This window comes from Sphingomonas sp. (assembly GCF_048595155.1).
GTDB lineage: Bacteria > Pseudomonadota > Alphaproteobacteria > Sphingomonadales > Sphingomonadaceae > Sphingomonas_I.
Genome location: NZ_JBMDXN010000089.1, coordinates 1 through 25,718, shown reverse-complemented (window position 1 = coordinate 25,718; position 25,718 = coordinate 1). Strand labels below are relative to the sequence as shown.

General features: G+C 64.5%; 23 protein-coding genes, 1 tRNA gene and 1 pseudogene. 14 read left to right on the top strand and 11 right to left on the bottom strand.

Features of this window, described 5'->3' with window-relative positions; genetic code table 11:
- Nucleotides 1-1,107 (bottom strand): Gfo/Idh/MocA family protein (locus ACOJSI_RS13940; RefSeq protein WP_420138899.1); only part of this gene is annotated, 1,107 nt, incomplete at its 3' end.
- Nucleotides 1,108-1,208: 101 nt separating this feature from the next.
- Between ACOJSI_RS13940 and ACOJSI_RS13935 the strand changes: the two genes are divergently transcribed.
- A complete protein-coding gene (locus ACOJSI_RS13935) occupies nt 1,209-2,132 on the top strand; it encodes a VOC family protein (protein WP_420138898.1) in 924 nt (307 codons plus the stop codon).
- Between the two features lie 146 nt (nt 2,133-2,278).
- Nucleotides 2,279-5,257, top strand: coding sequence for a glycosyl hydrolase family 28-related protein (locus ACOJSI_RS13930; RefSeq protein WP_420138897.1), 2,979 nt, complete (start codon nt 2,279-2,281; stop codon nt 5,255-5,257).
- A 39-nt stretch (nt 5,258-5,296) separates the two neighbouring features.
- Here ACOJSI_RS13930 and ACOJSI_RS13925 read toward each other — a convergent pair whose 3' ends face one another.
- Nucleotides 5,297-6,016: a glutathione S-transferase family protein gene (locus ACOJSI_RS13925; protein ID WP_420138896.1), complete on the bottom strand. Its 720-nt coding sequence runs from the start codon at nt 6,014-6,016 to the stop codon at nt 5,297-5,299.
- Nucleotides 6,017-6,157: 141 nt separating this feature from the next.
- Here ACOJSI_RS13925 and ACOJSI_RS13920 point away from each other — a divergent pair, with 141 nt between their 5' ends.
- Nucleotides 6,158-7,687, top strand: a complete 1,530-nt coding sequence (locus ACOJSI_RS13920) for a tryptophan halogenase family protein (protein WP_420138895.1) — start codon at nt 6,158-6,160, stop codon at nt 7,685-7,687.
- On the opposite strand, the gene ACOJSI_RS13915 is transcribed toward ACOJSI_RS13920, so the two are convergent.
- Complete coding sequence (locus tag ACOJSI_RS13915; protein WP_420138894.1) at nt 7,688-8,215, bottom strand: hypothetical protein; 528 nt, start codon at nt 8,213-8,215, stop codon at nt 7,688-7,690.
- A gap of 175 nt (nt 8,216-8,390) precedes the next feature.
- Between ACOJSI_RS13915 and ACOJSI_RS13910 the strand changes: the two genes are divergently transcribed.
- From ACOJSI_RS13910 to ACOJSI_RS13890, 5 genes are all read left to right on the top strand, one after another.
- Nucleotides 8,391-9,587: an efflux RND transporter periplasmic adaptor subunit gene (locus tag ACOJSI_RS13910; RefSeq protein ID WP_420138893.1), complete on the top strand. Its 1,197-nt coding sequence runs from the start codon at nt 8,391-8,393 to the stop codon at nt 9,585-9,587.
- Nucleotides 9,588-9,591: 4 nt separating this feature from the next.
- Nucleotides 9,592-12,774, top strand: a complete 3,183-nt coding sequence (locus tag ACOJSI_RS13905) for an efflux RND transporter permease subunit (RefSeq protein ID WP_420138892.1) — start codon at nt 9,592-9,594, stop codon at nt 12,772-12,774.
- On the top strand, nt 12,771-14,297 hold the full coding sequence (locus tag ACOJSI_RS13900; RefSeq protein ID WP_420138891.1) for an efflux transporter outer membrane subunit: 1,527 nt from the start codon (nt 12,771-12,773) through the stop codon (nt 14,295-14,297). Before ACOJSI_RS13905 ends, ACOJSI_RS13900 begins: the two co-directional genes overlap by 4 nt.
- A 69-nt stretch (nt 14,298-14,366) precedes the next feature.
- Nucleotides 14,367-14,519, top strand: a complete 153-nt coding sequence (locus tag ACOJSI_RS13895) for a hypothetical protein (protein WP_420138890.1) — start codon at nt 14,367-14,369, stop codon at nt 14,517-14,519.
- 271 nt (nt 14,520-14,790) lie between these two features.
- Nucleotides 14,791-16,818 (top strand): acyltransferase family protein, encoded by a 2,028-nt coding sequence (locus ACOJSI_RS13890; RefSeq protein ID WP_420138889.1) that lies wholly within the window; start codon nt 14,791-14,793, stop codon nt 16,816-16,818.
- A 38-nt stretch (nt 16,819-16,856) separates the two neighbouring features.
- On the opposite strand, the gene ACOJSI_RS13885 is transcribed toward ACOJSI_RS13890, so the two are convergent.
- Nucleotides 16,857-16,933: transfer RNA gene (locus ACOJSI_RS13885), tRNA-Pro, on the bottom strand.
- A 193-nt stretch (nt 16,934-17,126) separates the two neighbouring features.
- On the opposite strand from ACOJSI_RS13885, the gene pnuC reads away from it, so the two are divergent.
- The 4 genes from pnuC (at nt 17,127) to proC (ending at nt 20,094) form a co-directional block, all read left to right on the top strand.
- Entirely contained in the window at nt 17,127-17,696 is a 570-nt protein-coding gene (gene pnuC, locus ACOJSI_RS13880) for a nicotinamide riboside transporter PnuC (protein ID WP_420138888.1), read from the top strand.
- A complete protein-coding gene (locus ACOJSI_RS13875) occupies nt 17,693-18,658 on the top strand; it encodes an AAA family ATPase (protein WP_420138887.1) in 966 nt (321 codons plus the stop codon). Before pnuC ends, ACOJSI_RS13875 begins: the two co-directional genes overlap by 4 nt.
- A 114-nt stretch (nt 18,659-18,772) precedes the next feature.
- Nucleotides 18,773-19,285, top strand: a complete 513-nt coding sequence (locus ACOJSI_RS13870) for a YbjN domain-containing protein (protein WP_420138886.1) — start codon at nt 18,773-18,775, stop codon at nt 19,283-19,285.
- The gene (gene proC / locus ACOJSI_RS13865) at nt 19,282-20,094 is read left to right on the top strand and encodes a pyrroline-5-carboxylate reductase (protein ID WP_420138885.1); all 813 of its coding nucleotides are present in this window, start codon (nt 19,282-19,284) and stop codon (nt 20,092-20,094) included. The genes ACOJSI_RS13870 and proC overlap by 4 nt, the downstream gene beginning before the upstream one ends.
- Here the strand turns inward: proC and ACOJSI_RS13860 are convergent, their stop codons facing one another.
- Genes ACOJSI_RS13860 through ACOJSI_RS13830 form a run of 7 tightly spaced genes read right to left on the bottom strand, consistent with a single transcriptional unit; the run spans nt 20,095 to nt 25,162 of the window.
- Nucleotides 20,095-21,273, bottom strand: a complete 1,179-nt coding sequence (locus ACOJSI_RS13860; RefSeq protein WP_420138884.1) for a glycosyltransferase family 4 protein — start codon at nt 21,271-21,273, stop codon at nt 20,095-20,097.
- 50 nt (nt 21,274-21,323) lie between these two features.
- A complete protein-coding gene (locus ACOJSI_RS13855) occupies nt 21,324-22,001 on the bottom strand; it encodes an ATP12 family chaperone protein (protein WP_420138883.1) in 678 nt (225 codons plus the stop codon).
- Nucleotides 21,998-22,657, bottom strand: a complete 660-nt coding sequence (locus tag ACOJSI_RS13850) for an HAD-IA family hydrolase (protein ID WP_420138882.1) — start codon at nt 22,655-22,657, stop codon at nt 21,998-22,000. Before ACOJSI_RS13850 ends, ACOJSI_RS13855 begins: the two co-directional genes overlap by 4 nt.
- On the bottom strand, nt 22,654-23,256 hold the full coding sequence (locus ACOJSI_RS13845) for an FMN-binding negative transcriptional regulator (RefSeq protein WP_420138881.1): 603 nt from the start codon (nt 23,254-23,256) through the stop codon (nt 22,654-22,656). The genes ACOJSI_RS13850 and ACOJSI_RS13845 overlap by 4 nt, the downstream gene beginning before the upstream one ends.
- Entirely contained in the window at nt 23,253-24,353 is a 1,101-nt protein-coding gene (locus tag ACOJSI_RS13840; protein WP_420138880.1) for an RluA family pseudouridine synthase, read from the bottom strand. Before ACOJSI_RS13840 ends, ACOJSI_RS13845 begins: the two co-directional genes overlap by 4 nt.
- Nucleotides 24,350-24,733, bottom strand: a complete 384-nt coding sequence (gene crcB, locus ACOJSI_RS13835; protein WP_420138879.1) for a fluoride efflux transporter CrcB — start codon at nt 24,731-24,733, stop codon at nt 24,350-24,352. The genes ACOJSI_RS13840 and crcB overlap by 4 nt, the downstream gene beginning before the upstream one ends.
- A 33-nt stretch (nt 24,734-24,766) precedes the next feature.
- Entirely contained in the window at nt 24,767-25,162 is a 396-nt protein-coding gene (locus ACOJSI_RS13830; RefSeq protein ID WP_420138878.1) for an MAPEG family protein, read from the bottom strand.
- Between the two features lie 108 nt (nt 25,163-25,270).
- Here ACOJSI_RS13830 and ACOJSI_RS13825 point away from each other — a divergent pair, with 108 nt between their 5' ends.
- Both ACOJSI_RS13825 and ACOJSI_RS13820 read left to right on the top strand, forming a co-directional pair.
- The gene (locus tag ACOJSI_RS13825) at nt 25,271-25,492 is read left to right on the top strand and encodes a hypothetical protein (protein ID WP_420138877.1); all 222 of its coding nucleotides are present in this window, start codon (nt 25,271-25,273) and stop codon (nt 25,490-25,492) included.
- Nucleotides 25,492-25,718 (top strand): annotated as a pseudogene (locus ACOJSI_RS13820) (hypothetical protein); the annotation flags it as partial. The gene ACOJSI_RS13825 and the pseudogene ACOJSI_RS13820, both read left to right, overlap by 1 nt.

Sequence of the window (25,718 nt, the reverse complement as noted above, 5' to 3'; positions counted from 1 at the left end):
GCCGCGCTTCACCGATTCCAGGATCGCCGCCATCAGGCGCATGTCCTGCAACCCTTCCTCACCCGGTGCGACCATCGGCGCACGGCCGCGGACGACATCGGCCATCCAGTCCATCTCCCGCTCGAACTGGTCGATCTCGGCCACGTCCATATCGGTGAACTTGCCGCCATCGACCATCGCGAACTTATTGCCGCCGTAGAAAGCGCCGGGGTCCGCGCGCAGCCGCGCTTTCTCGCCCCACAATTCAAACGACATGGTGGCGTTATAGTTGAAGGAGGTGGAACCGTTGCAGATCGCGCCCGACGGAAACCGGAACTGCCAGGCGATCAAATCATCGACCGTCTTGAAGCGCGGATCGGTGCGGTCCGTATTGGCCCAGGCGCGCACTTCCACCGGCTCTTCATTCAGCATGTAGCGCGACGCGTTGATGCCATAGATGCCCATGTCGCCAAGGCCGCCGCTGCCGGCCAGCGTCTTGTCGAGGCGCCAGGCGTCGGACGGATCGGACAGGGTCGCCTGGCGGCCCATGTCCGTGATGAACAGGCGGGGTTTGCCGAGCGCGCCCGACCGCACCTGGCGCATGGCCGCGAGGTTCTTGGGCTCATAATGGCAGCGATAGGCGATCATCAGCTTGCGGTTCGCCGCTTTGGCGGCGGCGATCATCGCTTCGGCGTCGGCGATGCTGGTTGCCATTGGCTTTTCGCACAGCACATGCTTGCCCGCCTTGAGCGCGCGGATCGTGAATTCGGCATGCATTGCGTTGGGTAGGACGATGTAGACGACCTGGATGCGCGGATCGCGGGCGATGCGATCATAATCCTCGTAATTGTAGATGGCGTCGGCAGGCAGTCCCTCCGCTTTCGCAATCCGTTCGGCCTTGTCGCGATGGCCGCTGACAAGGGCCACCAGCTTGGCGCTGCGGGCGGTGCGCAATCCGGGGATGATCTGACCCTGCGACAATTTGCCGAGCCCCACGACGGCGAAGCCGATCTTCTCGTCCTTCGGCAAGGTCGGGCGGGTCTTCGCCAGCGTTTCGGCCGAGATCAATCCGGCGGCGCCGGCCACGCTCAGTTCGATGATCGAGCGACGCGAAAATTCCTTCGACATCCATTTTCTCCTTTGCCCCCCGACCTTTGTAGGGCTGGCGGTCCCAGCATAAGCCGTTATGTTTGCGCTAACAACGATCGCAAAGCGGCCGGGGAGAGACGATGAAGCGACTGATAGGCTTGAGCCTTGCCATACTCCTTGGCGGGGCGGCCCAGGCCGCGGCGCCGGTGCGGCCCCCGATCACCGCCGTATCGCATATCGCCGTCTACGCGGCGGATCCGGCGAAGAGCGAAGCTTTCTACGTGCATGATCTTGGCGCGGTGAAGAGGACGGATCCCGAAAACCCGGCGGCGGCCCGTTATTATTTCAGCCCGCGCCAGTTCGTCGAGGTGCTGCCGCTGCCGACCGGATATAGTTCGATCAACCGGCTCGATCATGTCGGCTATAATGTCGCCGACGCCGAGGCGATGCGGGCCTATCTTGCGTCGCGCAAGGTGAAGGTGCCGGCGCGGGTGACGCGCGGCTCCGACGGCAGTCTTTGGTTCGACGCGACCGATCCGGAAGGCAATCGCGTGCAGTTCGTGCAGCCGCCGGCATCACCACCGGCCATTGCGACCAATCCCTTGTCCGATCACATCATCCATGTCGGCTTCATCATCCACAATCGCGCGCGCGAAGACGGCTTCTGGCGCGATGTCCTGGGCTTCCGGCCCTATTGGTTCGGTGGAATGCGGGACGATCACCCGACCTGGATTTCGCTGCAAGTTCCGGACGGCACCGACTGGCTGGAATATATGGTGGTGGGCACCCCCGACACGACCGGCATTCCGCCGTCGATGAAGCCGTCCGACTTGGGCGTGCTCAACCATTTTTCGCTGGGCGTGCCCAACATTCGCGACACCTATACTTTGTTGTGGAACGGGGATCGGCTGAAGGGACAGAACAATGTCCCCAAGATCGGCCGCGACGCCAAGTGGCAGCTGAATTTGCTCGATCCGGACGGGACGCGCGCCGAGATCATGGAATTGCATGCGATCGGCAAACCTTGCTGCTCGCCGTTCACGGCCAAGGACCCGGATCAATAAACACGGAGACGCCATATTCGCCGTTGGTGTCGAGCACAGTCGAGAAGATCCTCGCGTCGCTCGGCAGTGCCCCTCGACCTCGCTCGGGGCGAACGGGCGGTGGTTTGTCCAACAATTCTGCAGATCAGTTCGGAGAAGGCAAAAAGATGAAGACCAAGCTGATCGCGGCGGCGCTGCTGGCCGCACCGGTAATGACGTCGGCCGCGACGACCTCGGTCTTCACGACCCTGCCCAATGATCCCGACGCGGTGCTGGTCAAGGGCGTGGGCGACGGGAAGGCCGACGATACCACCGCCCTCCAGACGGCGATCGATCAAGCGGCTGCGGGCGAACGCGCGCGCGGCGGCATCGTGTTTCTGCCGGCTGGGCGATACCGCATCAGCCGATCGATCGTGGTGCCACCGGCGGTGCGTATTTTCGGGATCGGCAAGACGCGGCCGACGATCTTGCTCGGCGCCAACACGCCTGGCTTCGACAAGGGTATCGCGACGATGTTCGTGTTCAGCGGCAACGATCCTTACGGAAACAAGCAGGTTCCGTTTCCGGTCGAAACCGCCGTGCCGCTCAACCCGAACCTGACGGATGCCAATTCCGGCACCTTCTATTCGGCCATGGCCAATATCGATTTCGAGATTGGCGACGGCAATGCCGGGGCGGTCGTGGCGCGCTTCCACGTCGCGCAACACACATTCCTGAGCCATATGGATTTCCATCTCGGCTCCGGCCTCGCGGGCGTCTACCTTGCCGGCAACGTCATGGAAGACGTGCATTTCCACGGCGGCCGGTATGGCATCATCAGCGAAAAGACGTCGCCCGCCTGGCAGTTCACCTTGCTCGATTCCTCGTTCGACGGGCAGCGCGACGCCGCCATTCGCGAGCATGAAGTCGATCTGACAATGGCCAATGTCTCGATCCGCAACACGCCGGTTGGGATCGAGATCGACGAAGGCTATTCGGACTCCTTGTGGGGCAAGGATGTCCGGTTCGAGAATGTCTCCAAGGCGGCGGTGGTCGTCAGCGCGGAGAAGAGCGTCTTCACGCAGATCGGCTTCGAGAATGCGGTTGCCAGCAATGTGCCTACGTTCGCGCGGTTCCGGGAAAGCGGCAAGACGCTGGCCGGGCAGGGGGGGCGCTACCGCGTCAAGGCGTTTAACCATGGCGTGACGATCGACGGGCTGGACCAGATGGGAACGGTCCGCACCAACTGGCAGGCAGAGCCGATTGGCGCATTGCCGAAGCCGCAGCGGGCGATCGCAGCGCTGCCACCCACCACCAGCTGGGTCAATGTCCACGATCTGGGTGCGAAGGGCGACGGCAAGACCGACGATACGGCGGCCCTGCAGAAAGCGATCGACAGCCATCGCATACTCTATTTCCCGACCGGTCAATATCCGATCAGCGATACGCTACGGCTGCGGCCGGATTCGGTTCTGATCGGCCTGCATCCGACCCGCACGGTGATCTATCTGCCCGAAAACAGCCCAGGCTATGCGGGCCCGGGGACGCCCAAGGCGATGATCGAAACCGCCAAGGGCGGCAATGCGATCATGAGCGGCATCGGCATCTATACCGGCGTCACCAATCCGCGCGTGACCGGCCTGCTGTGGAAAGCGGGTGCCAATTCCATGGTCAACGACGTCAAGTTCCAGGGCGGGGGCGGGACGCCGCGGGAGTTCAGCGAACGCTTGCCCGGCGCGCGCGTCGATGGCCAGAATCCCAGCCTGTGGGTGACGGATGGCGGCGGCGGCACCTTCGCCAACATCTGGCTGCCGCATCCTTATGGCTGGGCCGGCCTGTTCGTATCGAACACCAAGACGCCGGGTCATGTCTATGAGTTGTCGAACGAACATCATGTCCGCAACGAGATCGTGCTGGATGGGGTCGAGAATTGGGAATTCCTGGCGCCGCAGACCGAAGAGGAGGTGCGGGACAGTTCGGATGCCAATTCGCTGGACGTCCGTAATTCGCGCAACATCCTGTTCGCCAATTATCATGCCTATCGCGTCACCCGTTCGCCCAAGCCGGCGGTCACGGCGGTGCGCCTGCAGAACTCCACGGACATCCGCTTCCGCAATGTGCATGTGAATGCCGAGAGCGGCTATGCGATCTGCGACGAAAATGGCTGCGCGCCTTATTTGCGGGCAAGCAAATTTCCGTTCGAGAATGCGATCACCGATGTCAGCCGCAAGGGCGAGGTACGCGAGCGCGAATTCGCCGTTCTCGACATCAAAGATGCGATGCCGGCGCCACCTCCACCGCCGTCACTGCCCGGCGTCGGCGCGGTGGAGAAATTGGGTGACGGCTTCTATTCGATCTCGGGTGCGGCCACCGCGCCGGACGGTACGCTCTATTTCGTGGAGCATCGCTTCAACCGCATCTATCGCTGGACACGGGAGAAAGGGCTGGAGATCGTCCGCGACAATCCGCTCGACCCGGTCAATCTGGCGATCGACCGATCCGGCAACGTCATGGCGCTGTCGCCGCAAGGGCCGGAGGTGACCGTCTACAGCTTCAAGCCGGGCGAGCCGTCCGAGCGCGTAACCTTCATCCCGCCCACAGCGGCCAAACCGCGCAGCGACGTCACCGTCGCGCTGCCGGGCAACGTCTGGAAGAATGATGCCGAGTTCAAGGACCAGCTGAACCACGAAACCTATCGCTACTCCACGCTGGCCGAGCAATTCGCCCAAGGGATGGCGACGCCCAAGGCGCGGGAATATGTGTCGCCGGACGGCAGCCTTGTGCTGCCCGCTTTCCGCGTCTTCCGGCAGGGGGATTGGCGCTTCTCCGATACGATGGATGCGATGGGCTTCGTCACGGCCAAACCCGGCGAACGGGTCTTCCTGACCAACGCCTCGGAAAATCGGACCTATAATGGTCTGGTGGGCCAGCGTGGCAGCGTGACCGATCTGAAAGTCTTCGCCGAGCGCGGCGGCGAGAGCGTTGTCGCCGCGGCGGACGGACGGGTGTTCGTCGCCAACGGTCAGGTCTTCGTTTACGGGCCGGACGGGCAGGAACTGACGCAGATCCGTGTACCGGAACGGCCGATCCAGCTGATCATTGGCGGCAAGGACAAGCGGACGCTGTACATCCTGGCCCATCACGCCTTGTACGCGGTCGCGATCTGATCGCGACAGCTGCCGTGCCGAGACGGTAGCCCCGATCCGCTAGGCGGCTGGCGCCACCGGCTTGGCGGGGCTGGCCAGCCCGCGCTGCACCGCCGGCCGTGCCAACCCGCGTTCCAGCCAGGCGGGAACGGCGCGGAGCCTGTCATAGTCGACGAGCGGGCCGGCCTCGTAGAAGCCGATCAGGTTGCGCACCCATCCGAGCAGGGCGATGTCGGCGATGGTAAAATCCTCGCCCATCATCCAGGTGCGACCGGTCAGGCGGCTCTCCAGCACGCCCAGCAGGCGGATCGCCTCTTTGGTATAGCGTTCCAGCGGGCGCTTATCTTCGATCTCGCGGCCGGCGAATTTATGGAAATAGCCCACCTGACCAAAGGTTGGGCCGACGCCACCCACCTGAAAATGCACCCATTGAAACGTCTGATATCGCAGCGCCGGATCGGCCGGCAGCAACTGCCCGCTCTTTTCGGCAAGATATTGCAGGATCGCCCCGGATTCGAACAAACTCAATGGCTGCCCACCCGGGCCATCGGGATCGATGATGGCCGGGATTTTCCCATTCGGGTTCAACGTCAGATATTCCGGCGTCCAGCTCATATTCTGGTTGATGTCGATATAATGGCCTTCATAGGGAAGCCCGATCTCTTCGAGCGCGATCGAGATCTTCACGCCATTGGGTGTGAGTGCGGAAAAGAGCTGGAGACGATCCGGATAGACGGCGGGCCAGCGCCGCAGAACCGGAAAAGCCGACGGATCGATCATCACCTTGTCTCCCTGCCTTGGGTCAGTGCTTGTGGTCCGACACGCCGCCGCGACGCAAGTCTTGCGTCGGCGCGAAGCCATTCTGCCTTTCCATCGCATTGGCCCGCGTTAAGCTGATGGAAAATCGAGAGGGGCTCCACGGTGTCGAAAAATCCGCTGAACCAGAAGGTGCGTCGTGTGGTTGTCTGCGGAGGCGGCACCGCGGGCTGGGTCACCGCGACCGCGCTTGTGCGTCATCTGGGGCCGTTGCTGGATATCACCCTGATCGAATCCGATGAAATTTCCACGGTCGGCGTCGGCGAATCGACGGTCCCGACCTTTCGCAGCTTTCACGATTTCATGGGGATCGACGAACGCAAGTTCATGTCGGAATCGCTCGCGACCATCAAGCTTGGCATCGAATTTCGGGACTGGGCGCGCATCGGCGATCGCTACATTCATCCCTTCGGCGTGCTCGGCAAGCGCGTCAGCTGGATGTCGGATTTCCACCATTTCTGGTTGCACGCCCGCAGCAAGGGGTTCGGCGGCGAACTCGGCGAATATTGCCTGGAGTGGGTGGCGGGAGAAGCCAATCGCTTCACGAAAAGCATGGGGCCCATCGGCTATGCCTATCATCTCGATGCCGCGCGCTATGTGCGGTTCCTCCGCGGCCTTGCCGAGCCGGCGGGGGTCAAGCGGATCGAGGGCAAGATCCGCAATGTCGAGCTGGATACCGACAGCGGGAATATCGCCGCCGTCGTGCTGGAGGACGAGACGCGGGTGGCGGGCGATCTCTTCGTCGACTGCACCGGCTTCCGCTCGCTCCTGCTAGGACAGGCGCTGGGGGTTGAGTTCGAGGATTGGGGCCACTGGGTGACCACCAACAGCGCGGTGGCGGTCCAGTCCCGCTCGCCCAATCCGCCCGGGCCTTACACGACCTGTTTTGCGCACGAAGCCGGTTGGCGTTGGCGGATCCCGCTGCAGCATCGCGAAGGCAATGGCATCGTCTTCTGCAACGAATTCATGTCGGAGGATGAAGCGTGTGCCAAGTTGCTGGCCGACATCGAAGGCGAGCCGCTGGTCGATCCGTGGTCGCTGCGGTTCAAGACCGGCATGCGCCGCAAGACCTGGTATCGCAATTGTGTGGCGCTGGGGCTGGCCAACGGCTTTATCGAACCGCTGGAATCGACCAGCATCCACCTGATGATGACCGCGGTGACGCGCCTGATCGAGGACTTTCCCTTTGATGGCTGCCACGACGCATTGCTCGCGCGCTTCAACGACAAGTCGCGCCAGGAGTTCGAACATATCCGCGACTTCATCATCCTGCATTACCATGTCACCGAGCGCGATGATTCCGGCTTCTGGAAGCGGAACCGGGCCATGGAGATTCCGGACTCGCTGGCGGCGCGGATCGCGCTGTGGCGGGAGGATGGGCGCGCCTTCCAGATGCCGTACGAGCTGTTCCGGGTCGACAGCTGGGCGATGATCCTGACCGGCCAGCGGGTGATGCCGCAAGGCTATCACCGGCTGGCGGCGATGATGCCGCATGATCAGTTGCGCGAACAGCTGGCCACCATGCGGCGCGAGATTGCCGACAAGGTGGCGGCGATGCCGACGCATCCCGACTTCCTGAAACATCATTGCCCTGCCGCGGCAGAGGCGGAGCCTCGGTTCGCCGCCGCCGAATGATCACGCGCTCTGGCGGCGCCACGTCTCCAGCGCCGCCTGATGATCGGCCTCGGCCTTGTCGCGGGCGGCCTCCAGGCGCGCTCGCCGCGCTTCCTGCGTCTTGATCAGCGCGCGGCGCGTGCGTTCCAGCTTCTCGATCTCGCGAGACAGCGCATCCACCTCTTTGGCCTGTGAGGCCTCTTCCGCCGCCAGTGCCTGTTCGGCTTCGTCCAGCGCCGCGCGGCTGGGCCGGGGTGGCGGCGGCTTGCGCGGTTTCATCGTCTGCTTGCCCGGCGCGGGCCCCGGATCCGGGCCGGACGCCGCGGCCATCTGCTCCTGCGCAGAGCCGCGCAGCAGCTTGATGACCTTGCCCGGTTCCGCAAGCGGAGCGGCGGTCAATGCGGCATCGGTCACCAGCTCGGCTACGCCGCGGGCGAACAGATTGTGGTCCGTACCCCAAGCCTTCAGCGCAGCGGCCTGGCTCGGCGCTGCAACATAGGCATCGTGGAAGCCGATCGGCGTCCGGTAGACTTTCAGCGCGCGCGCCATGAGATCCTCCGCAGTGCAACACCAATGAGTGGGGTTTGCTCCCTACAAAGGGTGGCTAGCGCGCGCCGCTTTTGTTCGATAACGGCGCAATCTTCTTTAACGTCATAGTTTCAGGCCTTTTCGGATCGTTATCGGCGATGCTAGGGGCTGAGGTCTGGCCAGGGGGGCGGACACGATGTCGCGATATATCGTCCTGATTGCGATGCTGATCGCCTGTTCCGGCTGCGGCAAGAAGGCGCCTCCGCCTCCGCCTCCGCCAACCGTTTCGGTTGCGCTTCCGCTGCAGCGCGAAGTAGTCGATTGGGACGAATATGTCGGCCGCTTCCAGGCGCCACAGTCGGTCGCGTTGCGGGCGCGGATTACCGGTGTCGTCACGAAAATCCTGTTCCGCGATGGCCAGGACGTGCGTGCTGGCGACGCGTTGTTCATCATCGATCCACGGCCCTATCGCGCCCAGCTCGCCCAATCCGAGGCACAGATCGCGGCAAGCCAGGCAGCCTTGACCAACGCCACTTCGGTTGAGCGTCGCTCGGCCAAGCTGGCACAGGTGCAGGCGGTCAGCCGCGAAGAGCTGGAAAATGATCAGGCGCAGGTGCGCACGCAGACGGCGAACCTGCGGGCAGCGCGTGCCAATGCCGATCTTGCGCGGCTGAACCTTGGCTTCACCACGGTGCGCGCCCCGGTCTCGGGGCGTGTCTCCAGCCGGCGCGTCTCGCTGGGCGATCAGGTGACTGCGGGCGATACCCTGCTCACCACCATCGTGTCGCTCGATCCGATCTGGTTCGCGTTCGATGGCGCCGAGACATTCTATCTGAAATATCTGCGCGAGGCGCAACGCGGCACGCGCGGCTCGTCGCGCAACGCGTCCAACCCGGTGGATATCCAGCTCGCCGACGAAACGGGCTATCCGCACCGCGGCCGGATGGCCTTTGTCGACAATGCGCTCGATCCGGAATCCGGCACGATCCAGGCCCACGCGGTGGTGCCTAACCCGGATCACTTCCTGACGCCGGGCATGTTCGGGCGCGCCCGCCTGCTGGGATCGGGTACGTACAAGGCGCTACTCGTGCCGGATGAGGCGATCGTGACCGATCAGTCCCGCAAGCTGGTCTGGGTGCTGGGACAGGACGGCAAGCCCGTCCAGCGGGTCGTGGAGCTTGGGCCGGAGGTGATGGGCCTGCGCGCGATCCGCGAAGGCATCGCGCCGACAGATCTGGTGGTGCTGGACGGCATCGGTGCGCTCCAGCCGGGCGCCGCGGTCACGCCGCGTCGTACCACGATCAAGGTTCGCTCCAACGACGCCGGACCGTCGACGCAGTCGGTGACGGTGCCGCAGCCGGCCGCCGCCACCTTCTCCGATCGCGCGCACTGATCCGATGCGCTTCCCCCACTTTTTCATCGATCGGCCGATCTTCGCGGCGGTGCTGTCGATCCTGATCGTGATCGTCGGGGCGATCGCCTATCCGACGCTGCCGGTCGGCCAATATCCAGAGATCGCGCCGCCCACGGTGACGGTCACTGCCGCTTATCCCGGCGCCACCGCCGAGACGATGGCCGAAACGGTGGCGGTGCCGCTGGAGGAGCAGATCAACGGCGTCGAGAACATGATCTACATGTCCTCGTCGGCCGTCGGCGACGGCACGCTGACGATCACGATCAGCTTCGCGCCGGGGACGGATGTGAACAGCGCGCAGGTGCTGGTGCAGAACCGCGTGTCGGAAGCCGAGCCGCGCCTGCCGGAAGAGGTGCGCAATATCGGCGTCACCGTGCGCAAAGCGTCGCCCAACTTCCTGATGGCGATCGCGTTTTACTCGCCGGACAAATCGCTCAGCCAGCAATATATCAGTAACTACGTCACATTGCAGATCGCCGATCGCATCAAGCGCATCTCCGGCGTGGGCGATACGCGCACCGTCGGCGGCCGCGACTTCGCGATGCGTGTCTGGATCGATCCGGATCAGGCCGCCGCCCGCAATCTGACGGTCGAGGAGGTGATCGCCGCCATCCGCGCGCAGAACGTGCAGGTCGCGGCCGGCTCAATCGGGGCACCGCCGTTCAACAAAGGCGGTAACAGCGCCTTCCAGCTCGGCATCCAGACCGTCGGCCGCCTGAGCTCGATCGAACAATTTGGCGATATCGTGCTGAAGCGTCGCGACGACGGCGGGCTGACGCGGCTTCGCGACGTCGCCCGGATCGAGCTTGGCGCGCAGGACTATACGACCAACGCCTACGTTCATGGCCAGCCGGCATCGGTGCTGGCGGTGACGCAATTGCCGGGCAGCAACGCGCTCGCCGCCGCTGCATCGGTGGAGGACACGCTCAAGGAAATGTCCAAGAGCTTTCCGCCGGGCATGACCTACGCCATCCCCTATCAGCCGACGACCTATATCTCGGAATCGATCGCAGAGGTGCGCCGCACGCTGGTCGAGGCGCTGATCCTGGTGGCGCTGGTGGTGCTGCTGTTCCTGCAGAGCTGGCGCGCGGCGATCGTGCCGCTGGTCGCAATCCCGATCTCCCTGGTCGGCGCCTTCGCCGCGATGAAGCTGTTCGGTTTCAGCCTCAACAACCTATCGCTGTTCGGCCTCGTCCTCGCGATCGGTATCGTCGTCGACGACGCCATCGTCGTGATCGAGAATATCGAGCGGTTGATGGAGGAAGAAGGGCTGAGCGCGCTCAAGGCCGCGCACAAGACGATGGACGAAGTGTCGGGCGCGCTGATCGCGATCGCTCTGGTGCTGTGCGGCGTGTTCGTGCCGACCGCGTTCATCCCCGGCATTTCGGGGCAATTCTACAAGCAGTTTGCGCTGACGATCGTGTCCGCGACGGCGATCTCCGCCTTCGTGTCGTTGACGCTGTCCCCCGCCATGGCCGCCTTGCTGTTGAAGCCGCGGAACCACGACGAAACCGTACGGCCCGGGCCGCGTGGTTGGCCGCGGCGCTTCGCCAACGGATTCAACCGCAGCTTCAGCCGGTTGTCCGATCGCTACGGAAAGCTGACGGCGCGGTTGCTGACCAAATTGGGATTAGTCGGCATCATCTATGTTGCGCTGCTGTTGGTCGCCGGCTGGCGCTTCTATGCGACGCCGACCGGGTTCATTCCCGCGCAGGACCAGGGATATCTGATCGCCGCCGTGCAGATGCCGCCGGGCAGTTCGCTTGAGCGGACCAGCGCCTTCATGGAGCGCGCGATGGCGGAAGCGCACAAGCTGAAAGGCACGCGTACCGACGTCGCCTTTGCGGGCTTCGATGGCGCGACCTTCACCACCGCGCCCAACACCGGCGTGATCTTCGTGCTGCTGAAAGAACGCAAAGAGCGCGACAACATTACCGCCGACGAATTCGCCAACCAGCTGCGCGGCGCCTTCGCCAAACTTACCGAAGGCAATATCCTGGTGATCCCGCCACCGCCTGTGCAGGGTATCGGCACCGGCGGCGGCTGGAAGATGAATATCGAAGATCGCGGAGGCCTCGGCTACCAAGCGCTCGAGAAAGCGGCGTTCGCAATGATGGGCGCGGCCAATCAGAGCGAAGGCATCTCGTCCGCCTTCACCACCTTCAACACGCGTACGCCGCGGCTGACGGCGGATGTCGATCGACTGCGCGCCCAGCAACTGGGGCTGGACGTCTCCAGCGTCTTCGGCGCGCTCGGCTCCTATCTCGGTTCGACCTACGTCAACGACTTCAACTATCTTGGACGGACGTGGCGCGTAACGGCGCAGGCAGATGCGCGCTTCCGGCAATCGCGGTCTGATATCGAACGGCTGCGCGCACGCAGTGAATCCGGCAAGATGGTGCCGCTCGGTGCGGTCCTTACCGTCAAGGATGATACGGGCCCGTATCGCGTGGTCCGCTACAACCTCTATCCTTCGGCCGAACTGCAGGGGGATTCCGCGCGGGGCTATTCGTCCGGTCAATCGCTGAAGACGATGGCCGCGGTCGCCGCGAAAGTGCTGCCCAAGGGCATGAGTTTCGAATGGACGGACCTCGCCTATCAACAGCAGCAAGCGGGCAATACCGGCATCTATGTGTTCGCGCTGGCGGTGCTGTTCGTGTTCCTGTTGCTGGCCGCGCAATATGAAAGCCTGGTGCTACCGCTGGCGGTGATCCTGATCGTGCCGATGTGTCTGCTCGCCGCGATCCTGGGCGTGGATGCGTTCGGCATGGACAATAATGTGCTGACGCAGGTTGGACTGGTCGTGCTGGTGGGTCTGGCCGCAAAGAATGCGGTCCTGATCGTGGAATTTGCGCGCCAGGGCGAGGATGAGGGGCTGAGCCCGCGCGAAGCCGCCGAACGCGCGGCGCATCAGCGGCTTCGGCCGATCCTGATGACGTCGATCGCGTTCGTGCTGGGCGTGCTTCCGCTCGTCATCTCGCGCGGACCGGGCTTCGAGATGCGTCAGGCGTTGGGCGTGGCCGTGTTCTTCGGCATGATCGGCGTCACGATCTTCGGCCTGCTCTTCACGCCGAGCTTCTACGTCATCACGCGGGCCTTCGGCACGTGGACGCGCAAGCAGACGGATCGACTGCGACGCCGCCCACCGGCGGAGGAGCCCGCATGATGCGGCGTATCGTCCTAGGGCTGTCGGGAGCCCTCGCGCTGGCGGGTTGTGCCGTCGGCCCGGATTATCACGCGCCCAAGCTGGTCGAGCCGGCCAAGCAGCCATTCCTCGAAGGGCAGAATGCGGCGCTGCTTTCGTCGCAGCCGCTTCCGGCGCGCTGGTGGGAATTGTTCGCCGATCCGGTGCTGGATCGGCTGATTGCGGACGCCTTCGCCTATAACACGGACATCGCCCGTGCGGAGGCGAACCTGCGCCAGGCACGCGGCGTTCTATCCGAGCAGCGCGCCGGGCTGCTCCCGACCACCAACACCAGCGCGCAATATACGCACGGCCGTATCGGCGTGCAGAACACCGGCGTGGGCGGGGCGGGGACCGTCATCGGCGGCGGTGGCGGCGACGGGACCAACGGTCCGTCCGGCTTCAACTATGATTATTACCAGGTCGGTTTCGACGCCAGCTACGAGCTCGATGTCTTCGGGCGGGTTCGCCGATCGATCGAAGCGGCGCGTGGCGATTACCAGGCGCAGGCGGCCGCATTGGATGGTGTGCGGATCTCCGTCGCGGCGCAGGTCGCGCAAAGCTATGCCGACGCGTGCGGTTATGCCGAGCAGGCCGATGTCGCGCGGGAGACGGCGCGGCTGCAGAGCAATACGCTATCGCTGACGCAACGCTTGCTGGAGGCAGGCCGGGGCACGCGGCGCGATGTCGACCAGGCGGCTGTCACGGTCGAGCGCGCCAATGCGCAGGTGCCGCCGCTTGAAGCCAGCCGGCGCGCGGAAATCTACGCCCTGGCGGCGCTGACGGGCCGCCCCCCGGCGGAATTGGACCAGGCCGCGGCGGCATGCCGCGCTGTTCCCAAGATCAAGACCGCGATCCCCATCGGTGATGGAGCGACCTTGCTGGCGCGGCGGCCTGACGTGCGACAGGCGGAGCGGACCTTGGCGGCGGATACCGCGCGCATCGGCATCGCGACTGCAGCGCTCTTCCCGCAAATCAATCTGCTCGGATCGATTGGCCTGGGTGCACCCAGGGTCAGCGACGTGGGTAAGTCGTCCTCATTCAGCTATTCGATCGGGCCGCTCATCTCGTGGAGCTTCCCCAACATCGCGGTGGCGCGGGCCCGCATAGCCCAGGCGCGCGCCGGATCCGATGCGTCGCTCGCAGGCTTCCAGGGAACCGTCCTCAACGCGTTACGCGAGACGGAAAGCGCGCTGGCCCGCTATACCGCCGCCTTGACGGAAAACGCGGCGCTGGCTCGCGCGAGTGCGGCAGCCAGCGATGCTGCGGAATTGTCGCGGCTGCGCTTCACGACCGGGCGTGACAGCTTTCTGAACCTGTTGGTGGCCGAACAGGATCGCGCCGCGGCACGGATTGCGCTCGCCCAGTCGGATACGACCGTCGCGGAACAGGCTGTGAGCCTGTTCAAGGCGCTAGGGGGCGGATGGGAAAATGCGGCCCCGACGGTTCGCGCCGCGCCTGCTGCCCAATCGTCGCTCAGCCAACCTCAGCCGAGCGCCCATTAGAGCGGTGCTGGAGCTCCGGCCGACAGCGGGCGGAGCGACACGCCGCGGCAGATTGAGGAGGGGGCGACGTTGATCGCTGTCGCGGCCTTGGCTATCAGCATAACGGCAGCGCCGCCGGATCCGCAATTGGCGCGCATGACCGCTGGGTACGAAGCGGCGGGTGAGACGGGCGTCTCGCTGCCGATGGTCCATCAATTCGCGCCACCACCCTCCACGCCATGAAGCCGGTCGTGCCGGATCGGCGGAGAAAGCTGCTCCGCCTGGTTGCCGTCTGCCCGGCCGCTTCGTAAGTGCGGCCCAGGGCAGGCGCCTATTGTCGCTAACGATACGAGAAACGGGGCTTTTTGGATAATCTAGTTGAAGGCGCCGGATCCGAGCGCTTGCTCGGCGGTGCCGTACGAGCGAGCGACTGCCATAGCAGCCGCGGCCCCTTGCCCGTGCCAGGTGTCGCCCGATGGCCATAACCGCGACCCCAGCAACGGCGCATAGGTCCATGCGTCGTATCGCTGCGATCGACGGTCTTCGTGCGGTCGCCGTGCTGTCCGTCCTGCTCTACCATGCAGGCTTCGCGCTGCTACCCGGCGGTCTGGCAGGGGTGGACATCTTCTTCGTCATCTCGGGCTTCGTCGTCAGCCGATCGATCCTTGCCGACCGAGGGGATCGGCGACGTGCGATCCTGGCCGGCTTCTACGCCCGCCGTCTCCGCCGGATCGCAGCGGCCTTGATCGTCGTGCTGGTGCTGACGACCTTGGCCTATTGCCTGTTCGTGCCGAGTGCCTGGCTGAGCGATACCGTGCAGCGCACCGGGCTGTCGGCTTTCGCCGGTTTCAGCAATGTGGTCCTCGGCCTGAATGGCGACACATATTTCTCGCCCACCGCCACCCTCAATCCGTTCACCCACACTTGGTCCCTGGGTGTCGAGGAGCAATTCTACCTGCTGCTCCCCGCCATTCTTATCCTGTCTGGGGTGACCTCGCCCAAGGGGGAGCGTAGGGTCGCGACGCTGGCTGTCGGTGTCCTCGCCGCGCTTTCGTTGGTCGCCTGCAGCCTTCTGGCACCCGATCATCAGCGGCTCGTTTTCTATTCGATTGCGACCCGCTTCTGGGAGTTGGGCATCGGCGTCCTGCTGTGTCTGACCGAAGCGCGCTGGGCGCAGGCGGTCCTGCGGCTACCCCTGCTCCTCCAGAATCTCGTCGCGCTTGCCGGCGCGGCGGCCATCCTGTTCGTGCTCTGCTCCGTGCCGGGCCCGCTTTTCCCGTTTCCGCAGGCAATCGTGGCAGATCTGGGGGCGGCGGTCCTCATCGCGATCGTCGTGACGCGCCCCAGCGGAGCTACGACAAGACTGCTCGCCATCGGGCCGATCCGGATGATCGGGCTTGCTTCCTATTCCATCTATCTTTGGCATTGGCCGCTGATTGTCATCATGCGGTGGACCGTCGGCCTGGACGAGATGTCCTATAGGCTTTGCGCGGTGGCAGCGTCGCTCCTGCTGGGATTCCTGTCTTATCATTGGGTCGAACAACCGACGCAGCGTTCGGCCATTCTGAAGGACGGCTTCCCCGGCCGGCACATCGCGCTTCACCTGCTGCTGCTTGCTGGCGGAGCCTTGATCAGCCTCGGCTTGCTATGGGCGAAAAATCAGATCAGCCTTAGCCGCACCGCCGATATCGCCACCTGGTATAGCAGCAAGGGCAGCCACCATGTCGGGCCGCCGCCGCTGCATGCCGTGCGCTACGCCCAGACCAAGACGAAGGGCGGCGTGGTGCGGACTTTCGCGCCGGAGCGGCCGATCGGACGGACCGTGTTCGTCATCGGCGATTCGCATAGCTTGCCATATCTGCCGGCGTTTCGCCGTCTTGCCGAGGATACCGGTATTACCGTGCGCGCCTATTTCGTGCCGCATTGCAGCTTCCTGCCGCTAAACGTCGCCATGCGGACGATCGAGGGGTGCAATCTGGATTTCTACCGGGCGGCGCTCGCCGAGATAGCGGCAACCGGACACCGGGGGGATATCTTGTTCCTGCCGAACCTGCGTGTACCCCGGCTGGTGGATCAATGGGGACCGGTGCAGCCGTGGGTTTCCGATCCGGCCCAACGCCGCGCCGCTACAGCCGAGGCCGTCTCGCTGCTGCGGCCGGTGTCAGTGCAGGGCATCACGATCCTGTTCGAGAGCCCAATGCCGGTGTTCAAGTCGGTGCCCTTCCGCTGTTCCGACTGGTTCAACCGGATGAACCCGACCTGCGCAGCAGGCTTCGAAGTGCCGCGAGCGGACATGGACGCGATGCGCACCGAGCCGCTGGCGCAGATGCAGGCCATTGCCGACGCGTTAGGCAATGTGCGGGTCTGGAACGCGTTTGATGTCCTGTGTCCGGGCCGCCGCTGCTCGGCCTTCCATGGCGAGCAGCCGCTGTTCCTCGATGGCGATCACCTGAGCGGCTACGGCCAATCCTTCCTGTATCCGAGCCTGAAGCACGCCGTCCTTCAGGGCACGCCCCGGGCGTCTCAAACACGTACCGACTAGAGACGCCCGATCGGCGCCTGCGGACTGGATGCAGTACATGGTCGGGGAGAGAGGATTCGAACCTCCGGCCCCTGCCTCCCGAAGGCAGTGCTCTACCAGGCTGAGCTACTCCCCGACGGAGGCGGTTCTCGATACCCTCGGGGGGCGAACCGGCGTTGCCAAGCGGGGGCCTGTTAGCGAGCGCGGCGCGGGGCTGCAAGCGCTATCGACGCATGGCCTGCGGTTAACGGTTGATCGACATGACGGACCGTTGTCACAGTTGATCGAGATGGTGGCGCCATGGCTGGGCTGTCGCTATCGACGCGCCGGTGAACCTTCTTGAAGCGATCGCGGCCGCACTCGGGCTCGCCAATGTCTATCTTCTGATGCGCCGGAGCATCTGGAACTACCCGTTCGGGTTGGCGATGGTGGCGCTGTATGCGGACGTCTTCTTCACCGCAAAGCTCTATAGCGATGCGATCCTGCAGCTCTTCTTCTTCGCGACCCAGATTTACGGCTGGTGGGCATGGTGGCGCGCGGGTGGCACGAAGCATCCGGTCGAGGTGGGGCGTTTGACGGCTGCCGCCCGGATTGCCTGGATCGTGATGATCGGGCTGGTGACGCTGTTGTGGGGTGCCTTCATGCACGCGAATACCGACGCTGCGTATCCGTGGTGGGATGGCGCCATTGCGGTGATGAGCATCTCCGCCCAAATCCTGCTCGCGCGACGCTGCATCGAGAACTGGGTCCTGTGGATCGTGATCGATCTGCTGGCGATTCCGTTGTTCGCCATGAAGGCGCTGCCCGTTACGGTCATTCTCTACGCCATATTCCTGCTTCTTTCTTCGTTGGGGTTGCGGCAATGGCTCCGGGCCGAGCGGGAGGCAGCACGCATATGACGCACGGTGTGGTCTTTGGCCGGTTCATGCCGCTCCACGGCGGGCACATTGCCCTCGTTCGAACCGCTCGGGCCTTGGTCGATCATCTCACTATCGTCGTCTGCTGGCAGCCCGACGATGAAGTGCCCGGCGCCGTGCGCGTCCAGTGGATGCTGGAAATGTTTCCGTCGCTTCGCGTCGTCGCACATTGCATGCCGTCGCCGCACAGCATCCTTCCGTCACCCGACCATCTTGGGGCGTTCGCGGCGCAGATGCAGGAGATTCACCCCGAACCGGTGGATCGGCTGTTCGCATCCGATGCCCGTCAGGAGCCGCTGGCCGTGGCGCTGGGGGCACGCTTCGTTCTGCTCGATCCGGATCATGCGGGGGTGCCGGTTCGCTCTGCCGATGTCCGCACCGACCCTCTCGCCAGTTGGCCGTTCATCCCGCCCGTGGTGCGGTCGGCTTATGCGTCGACCATCTGTCTGCACGGGCCGGAAAGCACGGGAAAAACCACGCTGACCCGGCGACTGGCCGAGCATTTCGGAACGCTCTACGTCCCCGAATATGGCCGGACCTATTGCGAGCAATATGGTCTGGATTTGACCATGGACGATCTGGTCACGATCGGCCGGACGCATTGCGCCATGACGGCGGCGCTTGTGCGTCTGTGCCGGCAGCGCCTGTTCCTGGACACCGATCCGCTGATGACGGCGGTGTGGGCGGACATGCTGTTCCAGCAACGTGATCCGTGGTTCGAGCGCTTCGACACCACGGCCAAGCTCTATCTGCTACTCGACATCGACATGCCGTGGATTGACGATGGCACGCGCTTCTTCGGCGATCGTGATCGGCGGCGGCAATTCTTCGATCTTTCGCGGGCGGAGCTGGAGCGGCGGGGTGTCGTCTATCGCGTGATCCGCGGCACGTTCGAGGAACGATTCGAGAATGCATTGGCCGCGATCGAGGAGGCCGGGCTTTAACAGCGCATTCTATCCTTTTACCCCAGCTATCCACAGTTTTGTCACCATGAAGGGCTTAGCTTGCTTGCGTCTCGGGCAGGCTGGGTTACCTTCAGGGCAGGCAATTGAGGTGCGATGATGATCGCCGACGAGTATGAGAACGGGCGCGGAGACGAGGCGCCGGTCGATACGCTCGAAACCTATTTCGAAGCGCATGGCTGGACGCATGATCGCGTGGGTGAGGACGAGATCGTCGCCACCGTACCTGGAAGTTGGGCGCAATATGAGTTGCGCGGTGTGTGGCGCGAGGACGATCGCGTGCTGCAATTCCTGGCGCTGCCGGATATCCGCGTGGCGCCGGACAAGCGCGCAGCGGTGTACGAGACGATAGGGCTGGTGAACGAACAGCTTTGGATCGGCCATTTCGAAATTTGGTCATCCAACGGCATGCTGCTGTTCCGCCATGCGGCCTTGCTGGATGGATCGAGCGAAAGTCCGCTGACCATGGAGCAGGCCGGCACGCTGATCGAAGCGGCGATCGACGAATGTGAACGTTTCTACCCGGTGTTCCAGTTCGTGCTGTGGGGCGGAAAAACACCCGCCGAAGCAATGGCGGCGGCCCTGATCGAAACGCACGGCGAAGCGTGAGCCTCTCTGTCGTGGAGGGGCCGATCTGGCTGGTCGGCTGTGGCAATATGGCGGGTGCGATGCTGCGGGGCTGGCTCGATGGCGGCGCCGATCCCGCCGCCTTCACCGTGATCCGCCCGTCGGGCGCACCGGTCGGCGAAGGCATCACCGTGGTCCAGGCGTTGCCCGCGGACGGGCCCGTGCCCGCGTTGGTGGTCCTTGGCGTCAAGCCGCAACTGCTGGATGTGGTTGCGCCGGATCTCGCGCCCATGCTCGCGCCGGAAACATTGCTGCTATCCATCCTGGCGGGGGTGGAGCTTTCGACGCTACGTCGACGCTTCGCCACGCCGCACACGATCGTGCGCGCGATGCCGAATATGCCGGTTGCGATCGGGCGGGGCGTGGTAACGCTGGCCAGCGACACCGCGGATGCGGGTGCCCGTGCGCGGGCGGAAGCGCTGATGGCACCGCTCGGCCTTGTCGAATGGATGGACGAGGGTCTGTTCGACGTCGTGACCGCGCTCGCGGGCTCCGGGCCGGCATTTCTGTTCCGCTTTATCGATGCGCTGGCGGAGGCTGGAGCGGATTCCGGTCTCCCGGCGGATCAAGCCGCGCGCATGGCGCTGGCGACGGTCGCAGGTGCCGCAGCGCTGGCCGCCGCGGAGGACGAGAGCCCCCGTATGCTCGCCGATCGCGTTGCCAGCCCCGGGGGCAGCACGCGGCGCGGGCTGGACATATTGGATGAGCCGGAGGGGCTCGTCCCGCTATTGCGGAACACCTTGACCGCCGCGATCCTGCGTAATCGCGAGATGGCGGCCGCCGCGCGCTGATCAGCGCGGGCGGCTGACCGGCTGACCGCCGGCCTGGCGGTGGCGTATGACGCGCAGGTAACCTTCGATCAACGCGCGGTTGACTGCATCCCACGAATAGCGCTCGCTGACGGCGCGACCCGCGGCGCCCGCCGCCGCGCGAGCCTCGACATCCTCGCAATAAAGCTGGAGCGCCTGCGCGAATTGCTCGTTTGCGCCGGGGCGGATCAGCCGACCGGTGACGCCGTCCTCGACAAGGCTCAGGCTGCCGGTCGCGCGGGCCGCGACGACGGGCAGGCCGCACGCCATCGCTTCCAGCGTGACATTGCCGAACGTTTCCGTGACGCTGGGATTGAGCAGGATGTCGGCCGACGCGACGGCGCGGCCCAGATCTTCGCCGCGCTGGAAGCCGACGAAAATCGCATCGTCCGGCAGACGCCCTTCGAACCAAGGCCGGGCCGGACCGTCGCCGATCACCAGCACCCGCGCGTTCACATTGCGGCGGCGCAGCAGGTCGATCGTCTCCGCGAAGACATCGAGCCCTTTTTCCATCACGACCCGGCCGATGAAGCCGATCACCGGCTGATCGTCGGCGATCCCCAGGCTGCGGCGCCACGCCATGTCCCGCCGGTCGGGCGAGAAGATGTCGGTATCGACGCCCCGTGACCAGATGCCGACATCATAGCTCATGCGCTGTTCGCGAAGGACCTGCGCCATCGATTCCGATGGCGCGAAGATCGCGTCGCAGCGCCGATAAAAGCGGCGCAACACGCCTTCCACCACCGGTTCCATGAAGGCGAAGCCGTAATAACGCGGATAGGTTTCGAAGCGTGTGTGCACCGACGCCACGACCGGAATGTCCCAGGCGCGCGCCAGCGTGACCGCGCGATGGCCGAGGAATTCCGGGATCGCCACGTGGAATATGTTGGCCCCGAATTCTTTCAGGTCGCGCTGGATCTTGGGCGGGATTCCAAGCGGAACGCGATATTCGGTGCGACCGGGAATGGGGATGGCGGGGATGCCGACGACCTTGCCGGTGGAGGGAAAGGCGGGGGTCTTGCTCTTCGGGCTATAGATGCGAACCTTCGCACCCTGATTCTGCAAATAGCCGGCCAGGCGGTTTAGCGCCTGGTTGGCGCCATCGCGCACGTAATTGTAATTGCCGGAGAAAAGGGCGACGCGAAGATCGGAAACGTCCATGATCCGAGCGTGTTACCCAGCCTTTGCGCAAAACGCCATTCGCGGCCGCGTCACAGCAACGTAAGCAGGCGGGCTGCGGCCATAAAGTCACGCCGCCGCGCCGCGCGGGTCTCGGCGGCGAGCTGGTCCTCACCCCAACGCTCGGCCTGCCACAGCTCGTCGAGGTGGGTAAGATCGAACGCGGCATCGGCCCCGACCGCGTCTTCGGAAAGGGCCAGGGCGGTGACGAGCGATCCGCCCAAGGTGATTAGCGGCGCCATAGCTGCCAGTGCGAATATGTCGCGTGCCGCAAGCGCCTCACCCAGGCGTTGCACCGTCGCGGCGGGCTGAGGAACGTGGACGATCCCCGCCGTGACCATGAAGTGGATATCGTATCGCGCCTGCGCCCAATCGAGCAGAGGATCCCAGGCAGTGTTCTGACGCGCGATCAGTTCGGGTGGCCCATCGGCGCGGTAGCAGAGCAGGTCGGTCTCGCCATAGGCGGCCAGCATTTTGGCGAAGGCGGCCGGATCCGGCGCGACACGGTCGATCGCGGCATTGCCGAGGCCGGTCAACGGCATCGCGCGTGGGTCGATGACCTCACCTTGCGATCGCCATTCCTCCGCAATTTCCGCGGCCAGAGCAGGGTGAGGGATTGCGAGCGTCGCCCGAGCCGGCGTCTTGACCGGCCGCCCGTCCAGCAGGATCGCGCCGTCGGCTACGGAGACATCGGAATAGAAGCGCTTCACCGCAGCGCATCCAATATCGCGACGAGGGTCGACGGATGCTCGGCCACGACATCGGCGCCGCCATCCAGCAGCGACTGACGATTATGATAGCCCCAGGCGACCCCGATTGCGGCGCAGCCTGCCGCCTTGGCCATCTCCATGTCGAAGCTCGTGTCGCCGATTATCACTGTCGTCTCCGGACCAGCGCCGGCATCTGCCATCGCCTGATACACCATCGATGGATCTGGTTTTGAAGGATGGCGATCGGCGGTTTGCAACGTCACGAAGCGGGGATGCAGGCCATGATATTCGAGGACATGCTTAAGACCGCGATCCGATTTGCCTGTCGCCACGCCAAGCAGCCAGCCCTGTGCTTCCAACCCCGAAATCGCTTCGGCAATGCCATCATATAATGGCTCCTCGGCCAGCCCCTGGGCGCGGAGATCGAAGAAGGCGGCCTTGTAGGATTGCGACAGTGCGTCGTGTGTGACGGCATCGCCGCCGGGATGGAGGGCGGCCATGGCCTCCAGCAGCGAAAGGCCGATGATCGCACGCGTCGCGGCATCGTCGGGTGCCGTCAGACCGTTGGCCGCGAAGCCCAATTGCATGGCGCGACAGATGGTGGCCTGGGAGTCCACCAGGGTGCCGTCGCAGTCGAAAAGCGCGAGACGGTTCATCGCGCGTCCGCCATTGCTGCAGCGGCATCATACGCGCCGATTGCGCGTAGCCCTTCGATGGCGCCGGCCGCTTCGGCATCGCTCTTGTTCTGCCCCAGCTTGGCGGCGCCGCGGAAAATCGGGGCGTCGATCGCGAAGCCGGCAATGCCGCGTTCCAATGCCGCCAGCTTGGTCTTGTCCATCTTGCCGGTCGTCCAAGCGGGCTTGGGCGCCAGGCGCGCTTCCTGGTCGGCGCTCAGCTGATCCAGCTGCGCACGCGTCTCCGCCGCGTCGAGCCGCCGCGCGATCCCCTCCATCTCCACCAGTCGATAATTCCAGGTCGGCACCTGATCGGCGGTGCCATACCAATCCGGGCTGACGTAGAAATGCGTCCCGATCACGCTTGCCAGAACCGGTGCACGATCGAGCCGCCTGGTCAAAGGATTGCCGAGCGCAAGGTGGAAGCATGGCGATCCCGCGGCGTCAAAGCTCAGCGGCGCCTGCGCGCTCAGCAGCCGTCCGTCCACCAGCGCGACGATCTGCGCGAAGGCGGTTTCACGCACGAACGAGCGCATTTCGGTTTCATCGGTCCAGGCAAAGCGCGGGCTGGGATGGGTCACCGCGCTCCCCGCGACCGCCGTTCTCCCTTGCGTTCCTTGCGACGCGCCTTGGCGGCGGCGCTGATCGCCTTCTTCTTACCCTCGGCGGTTTCGCTGAATTTGGGCGGATCGAATGGCACTGCGTCGCCCAGCTCCAGATCGAAGCCGAGATGGGACAGGCTCTCGAGGAAATGGCGCGGTGCCTCGGCCGTGACGTCCAGCTTGCTGCCATCCGGATGATCCACCCGCAGCCGCCGTGCGTGCAGGTGCATCTTGCGGCTGATGCCGCCGGTGAGGAAAGCATCCTGGCCGCCATATTTGCCATCGCCGACGATGGGGTGGCCGATCGCCGCCATATGCACCCGCAGCTGATGGGTGCGGCCGGTATAAGGTTCGAGCTGCACCCAGGCCGCCGTGTTGCCGGCGCGCTCGATCACACGGTAGCGGGTGCGGGCAGGGGCACCTTCTTTCATGTCGACGTGCATCTTTTCCCCGCCTGTGCCGGGCTGCTTGGCAATTGGCAGTTCGATCATCCCGTCCTCTATCGAAGGGACGCCGACGATCAGCGCCCAATAGAGCTTGCGCGCGGTGCGGCTGGAAAAGGCCTTGGCGAAATGCGCCGCGGATCCTGACGACCGCGCCACGAGCAGAACACCCGATGTATCCTTGTCGAGGCGATGAACGAGCTTCGGGCGACCCTCTGCTTCGAACTGGATGCCGTCGAGCAGGGCATCGACATGATGCTCGGTCTTCGTGCCACCTTGCGTGGCCAGGCCGGGCGGCTTGTTGAGCACGATCGCGGCACGATCCTTATACAGGACCATGCCCTGGATCAGTTCCTCATCTTCCGGGCTGAGGGCGGCGCGCTGCTTCTTCGGCTTCGCCTTGGCGGGCGCCGCGGCTTCCAGCGGGGGCACGCGAATAGTCTGCCCCGCCGCGATATGATCGCCGGGCGCCACCCGCTTGCCGTCCAATCGCAATTGTCCTGTACGCGCCCAGCGTGAAACGATGTTGAAGCTCGCATCCGGCATGTGGCGCCGAAACCAGCGATCCAGCCGAATGCCGTCATCATCGTCCGCAACGACGAAGCTGCGCGCGTCCTGTACGACCTCGCTCATGCGATTGCCCGGGTCGCGAAGAGGCCGACCATGAGCATCAGGATCGACCCCGCGACCGACGACACGGCGTAGGCCGCGGCACGCACGATCTGGCCGCGCAGCAGCATGTTCACCGCCTCGAGGCTGAAGGCCGAGAACGTGGTGAAGCCGCCGAGTACGCCGACACCGATGAACAGGCGAAGCGGCTCGCCGTCGGCCGGCGAGAAGGCGCGGGCCAGCAGGCCGGCCAGGATGCCCATGAGAAGGGCACCCAGCAGATTGACGATCCAGGTCCCCCAGGGAAAGCCTGGGCCCAGGTTGCGCAGCGCGGCACTGCCGACCTGATAACGGAAGCCGGCGCCGATCGCGCCGCCGATCATGACAAGAAGAAGGGGAGGCATGGTCAATGCTGTAGCCGCTGCGCGCTCGCGCGGCTAGCCGATCAGCAGGCCCGCCAGGACCAAGAGCAGGCCGAGCGTGGCCACAGCCCAGACGATCGTGCGGATCACGGGAATTCCGGTGGCATAGAGCGGCACGTAGACGAGCCGCCCAAGGAAATAGAGCCAGGCACCGATCTCAGTCTTGGTGCCGAGCCGCCCGGCGACCGCGGCCGCGAGGACGGCGCCGATGAACAGCGGCAAGGTTTCGAACAAATTGGCCTGGGCGCGCAGCATCCTGGCCGGCAGCGGATCGAGCGGCGGCATCGTCTCGTCACGTGCGCCGCGATTCCACTTGCCGCCATATTGCCGCGTGCGCAGGCTGCCCGCGATCATGATCTGGACGAGCGCCAATACCAGCGTGAGGCCAAGCAGCGTCAATTCGATCCGCATCCATCTTGCTCCGCTTTCGCCGTGCCGTCTAAGCGATCGATGACGCCGGCTGTGTTGTGCTGGCAATACAGCACAAGTCGCCCCATATGCGGCTGGAGGAGTTTGTCCATGCTGAACCTGATTTCGTTGGCGATCGGTATCATCTCGATCGTTCCCGTATTGCTGGCGCTGCTGCCGCTGCTCGGATGGGCGAACTGGTTCATCCTGCCGTTACCGGTGGTCGGCGCGATCATAGGGTCGCTGGCGTACGGCAAGGCCGGCCGTAATCTCAACCTGATGGTGCTGGCCGTCGCCGTGCTGCGGCTGTTCCTGGGCGGCGGGATTTTCTGATGATGCTCGCGGCACTGGTGCTGGCAACATCCACCCCCACCGACGCGACATCCGTTCGGGACCGATCGGCCGCGGCGGCGGTGCAGGTCGTGCAGGATTATTATGCCGCGATTGCGCGCCGGGATTATACCGCCGCGCATGCACTATGGAGCGGCGGGCATAGCCTCAGCCAATTTCGACAAGGCTATGCTAAGACGGCGTGGGTCAAGTTCACGCCTGTTCCTCC

Excerpts from the sequence above, each read along its gene's own strand:
- ACOJSI_RS13935 (WP_420138898.1), top strand. The coding sequence starts at position 1,209 with ATGAAGCGACTGATAGGCTTGAGCCTTGCCATACTCCTTGGCGGGGCG.
- ACOJSI_RS13930 (WP_420138897.1), top strand. The coding sequence starts at position 2,279 with ATGAAGACCAAGCTGATCGCGGCGGCGCTGCTGGCCGCACCGGTAATG.
- ACOJSI_RS13925 (WP_420138896.1), bottom strand. The coding sequence starts at position 6,016 with ATGATCGATCCGTCGGCTTTTCCGGTTCTGCGGCGCTGGCCCGCCGTC.
- ACOJSI_RS13915 (WP_420138894.1), bottom strand. The coding sequence starts at position 8,215 with ATGGCGCGCGCGCTGAAAGTCTACCGGACGCCGATCGGCTTCCACGAT.
- ACOJSI_RS13910 (WP_420138893.1), top strand. The coding sequence starts at position 8,391 with ATGTCGCGATATATCGTCCTGATTGCGATGCTGATCGCCTGTTCCGGC.
- ACOJSI_RS13905 (WP_420138892.1), top strand. The coding sequence starts at position 9,592 with ATGCGCTTCCCCCACTTTTTCATCGATCGGCCGATCTTCGCGGCGGTG.
- ACOJSI_RS13900 (WP_420138891.1), top strand. The coding sequence starts at position 12,771 with ATGATGCGGCGTATCGTCCTAGGGCTGTCGGGAGCCCTCGCGCTGGCG.
- ACOJSI_RS13890 (WP_420138889.1), top strand. The coding sequence starts at position 14,791 with ATGCGTCGTATCGCTGCGATCGACGGTCTTCGTGCGGTCGCCGTGCTG.
- ACOJSI_RS13875 (WP_420138887.1), top strand. The coding sequence starts at position 17,693 with ATGACGCACGGTGTGGTCTTTGGCCGGTTCATGCCGCTCCACGGCGGG.
- ACOJSI_RS13870 (WP_420138886.1), top strand. The coding sequence starts at position 18,773 with ATGATGATCGCCGACGAGTATGAGAACGGGCGCGGAGACGAGGCGCCG.
- ACOJSI_RS13860 (WP_420138884.1), bottom strand. The coding sequence starts at position 21,273 with ATGGACGTTTCCGATCTTCGCGTCGCCCTTTTCTCCGGCAATTACAAT.
- ACOJSI_RS13850 (WP_420138882.1), bottom strand. The coding sequence starts at position 22,657 with ATGAACCGTCTCGCGCTTTTCGACTGCGACGGCACCCTGGTGGACTCC.
- ACOJSI_RS13840 (WP_420138880.1), bottom strand. The coding sequence starts at position 24,353 with ATGAGCGAGGTCGTACAGGACGCGCGCAGCTTCGTCGTTGCGGACGAT.
- crcB (WP_420138879.1), bottom strand. The coding sequence starts at position 24,733 with ATGCCTCCCCTTCTTCTTGTCATGATCGGCGGCGCGATCGGCGCCGGC.
- ACOJSI_RS13830 (WP_420138878.1), bottom strand. The coding sequence starts at position 25,162 with ATGCGGATCGAATTGACGCTGCTTGGCCTCACGCTGGTATTGGCGCTC.
- ACOJSI_RS13825 (WP_420138877.1), top strand. The coding sequence starts at position 25,271 with ATGCTGAACCTGATTTCGTTGGCGATCGGTATCATCTCGATCGTTCCC.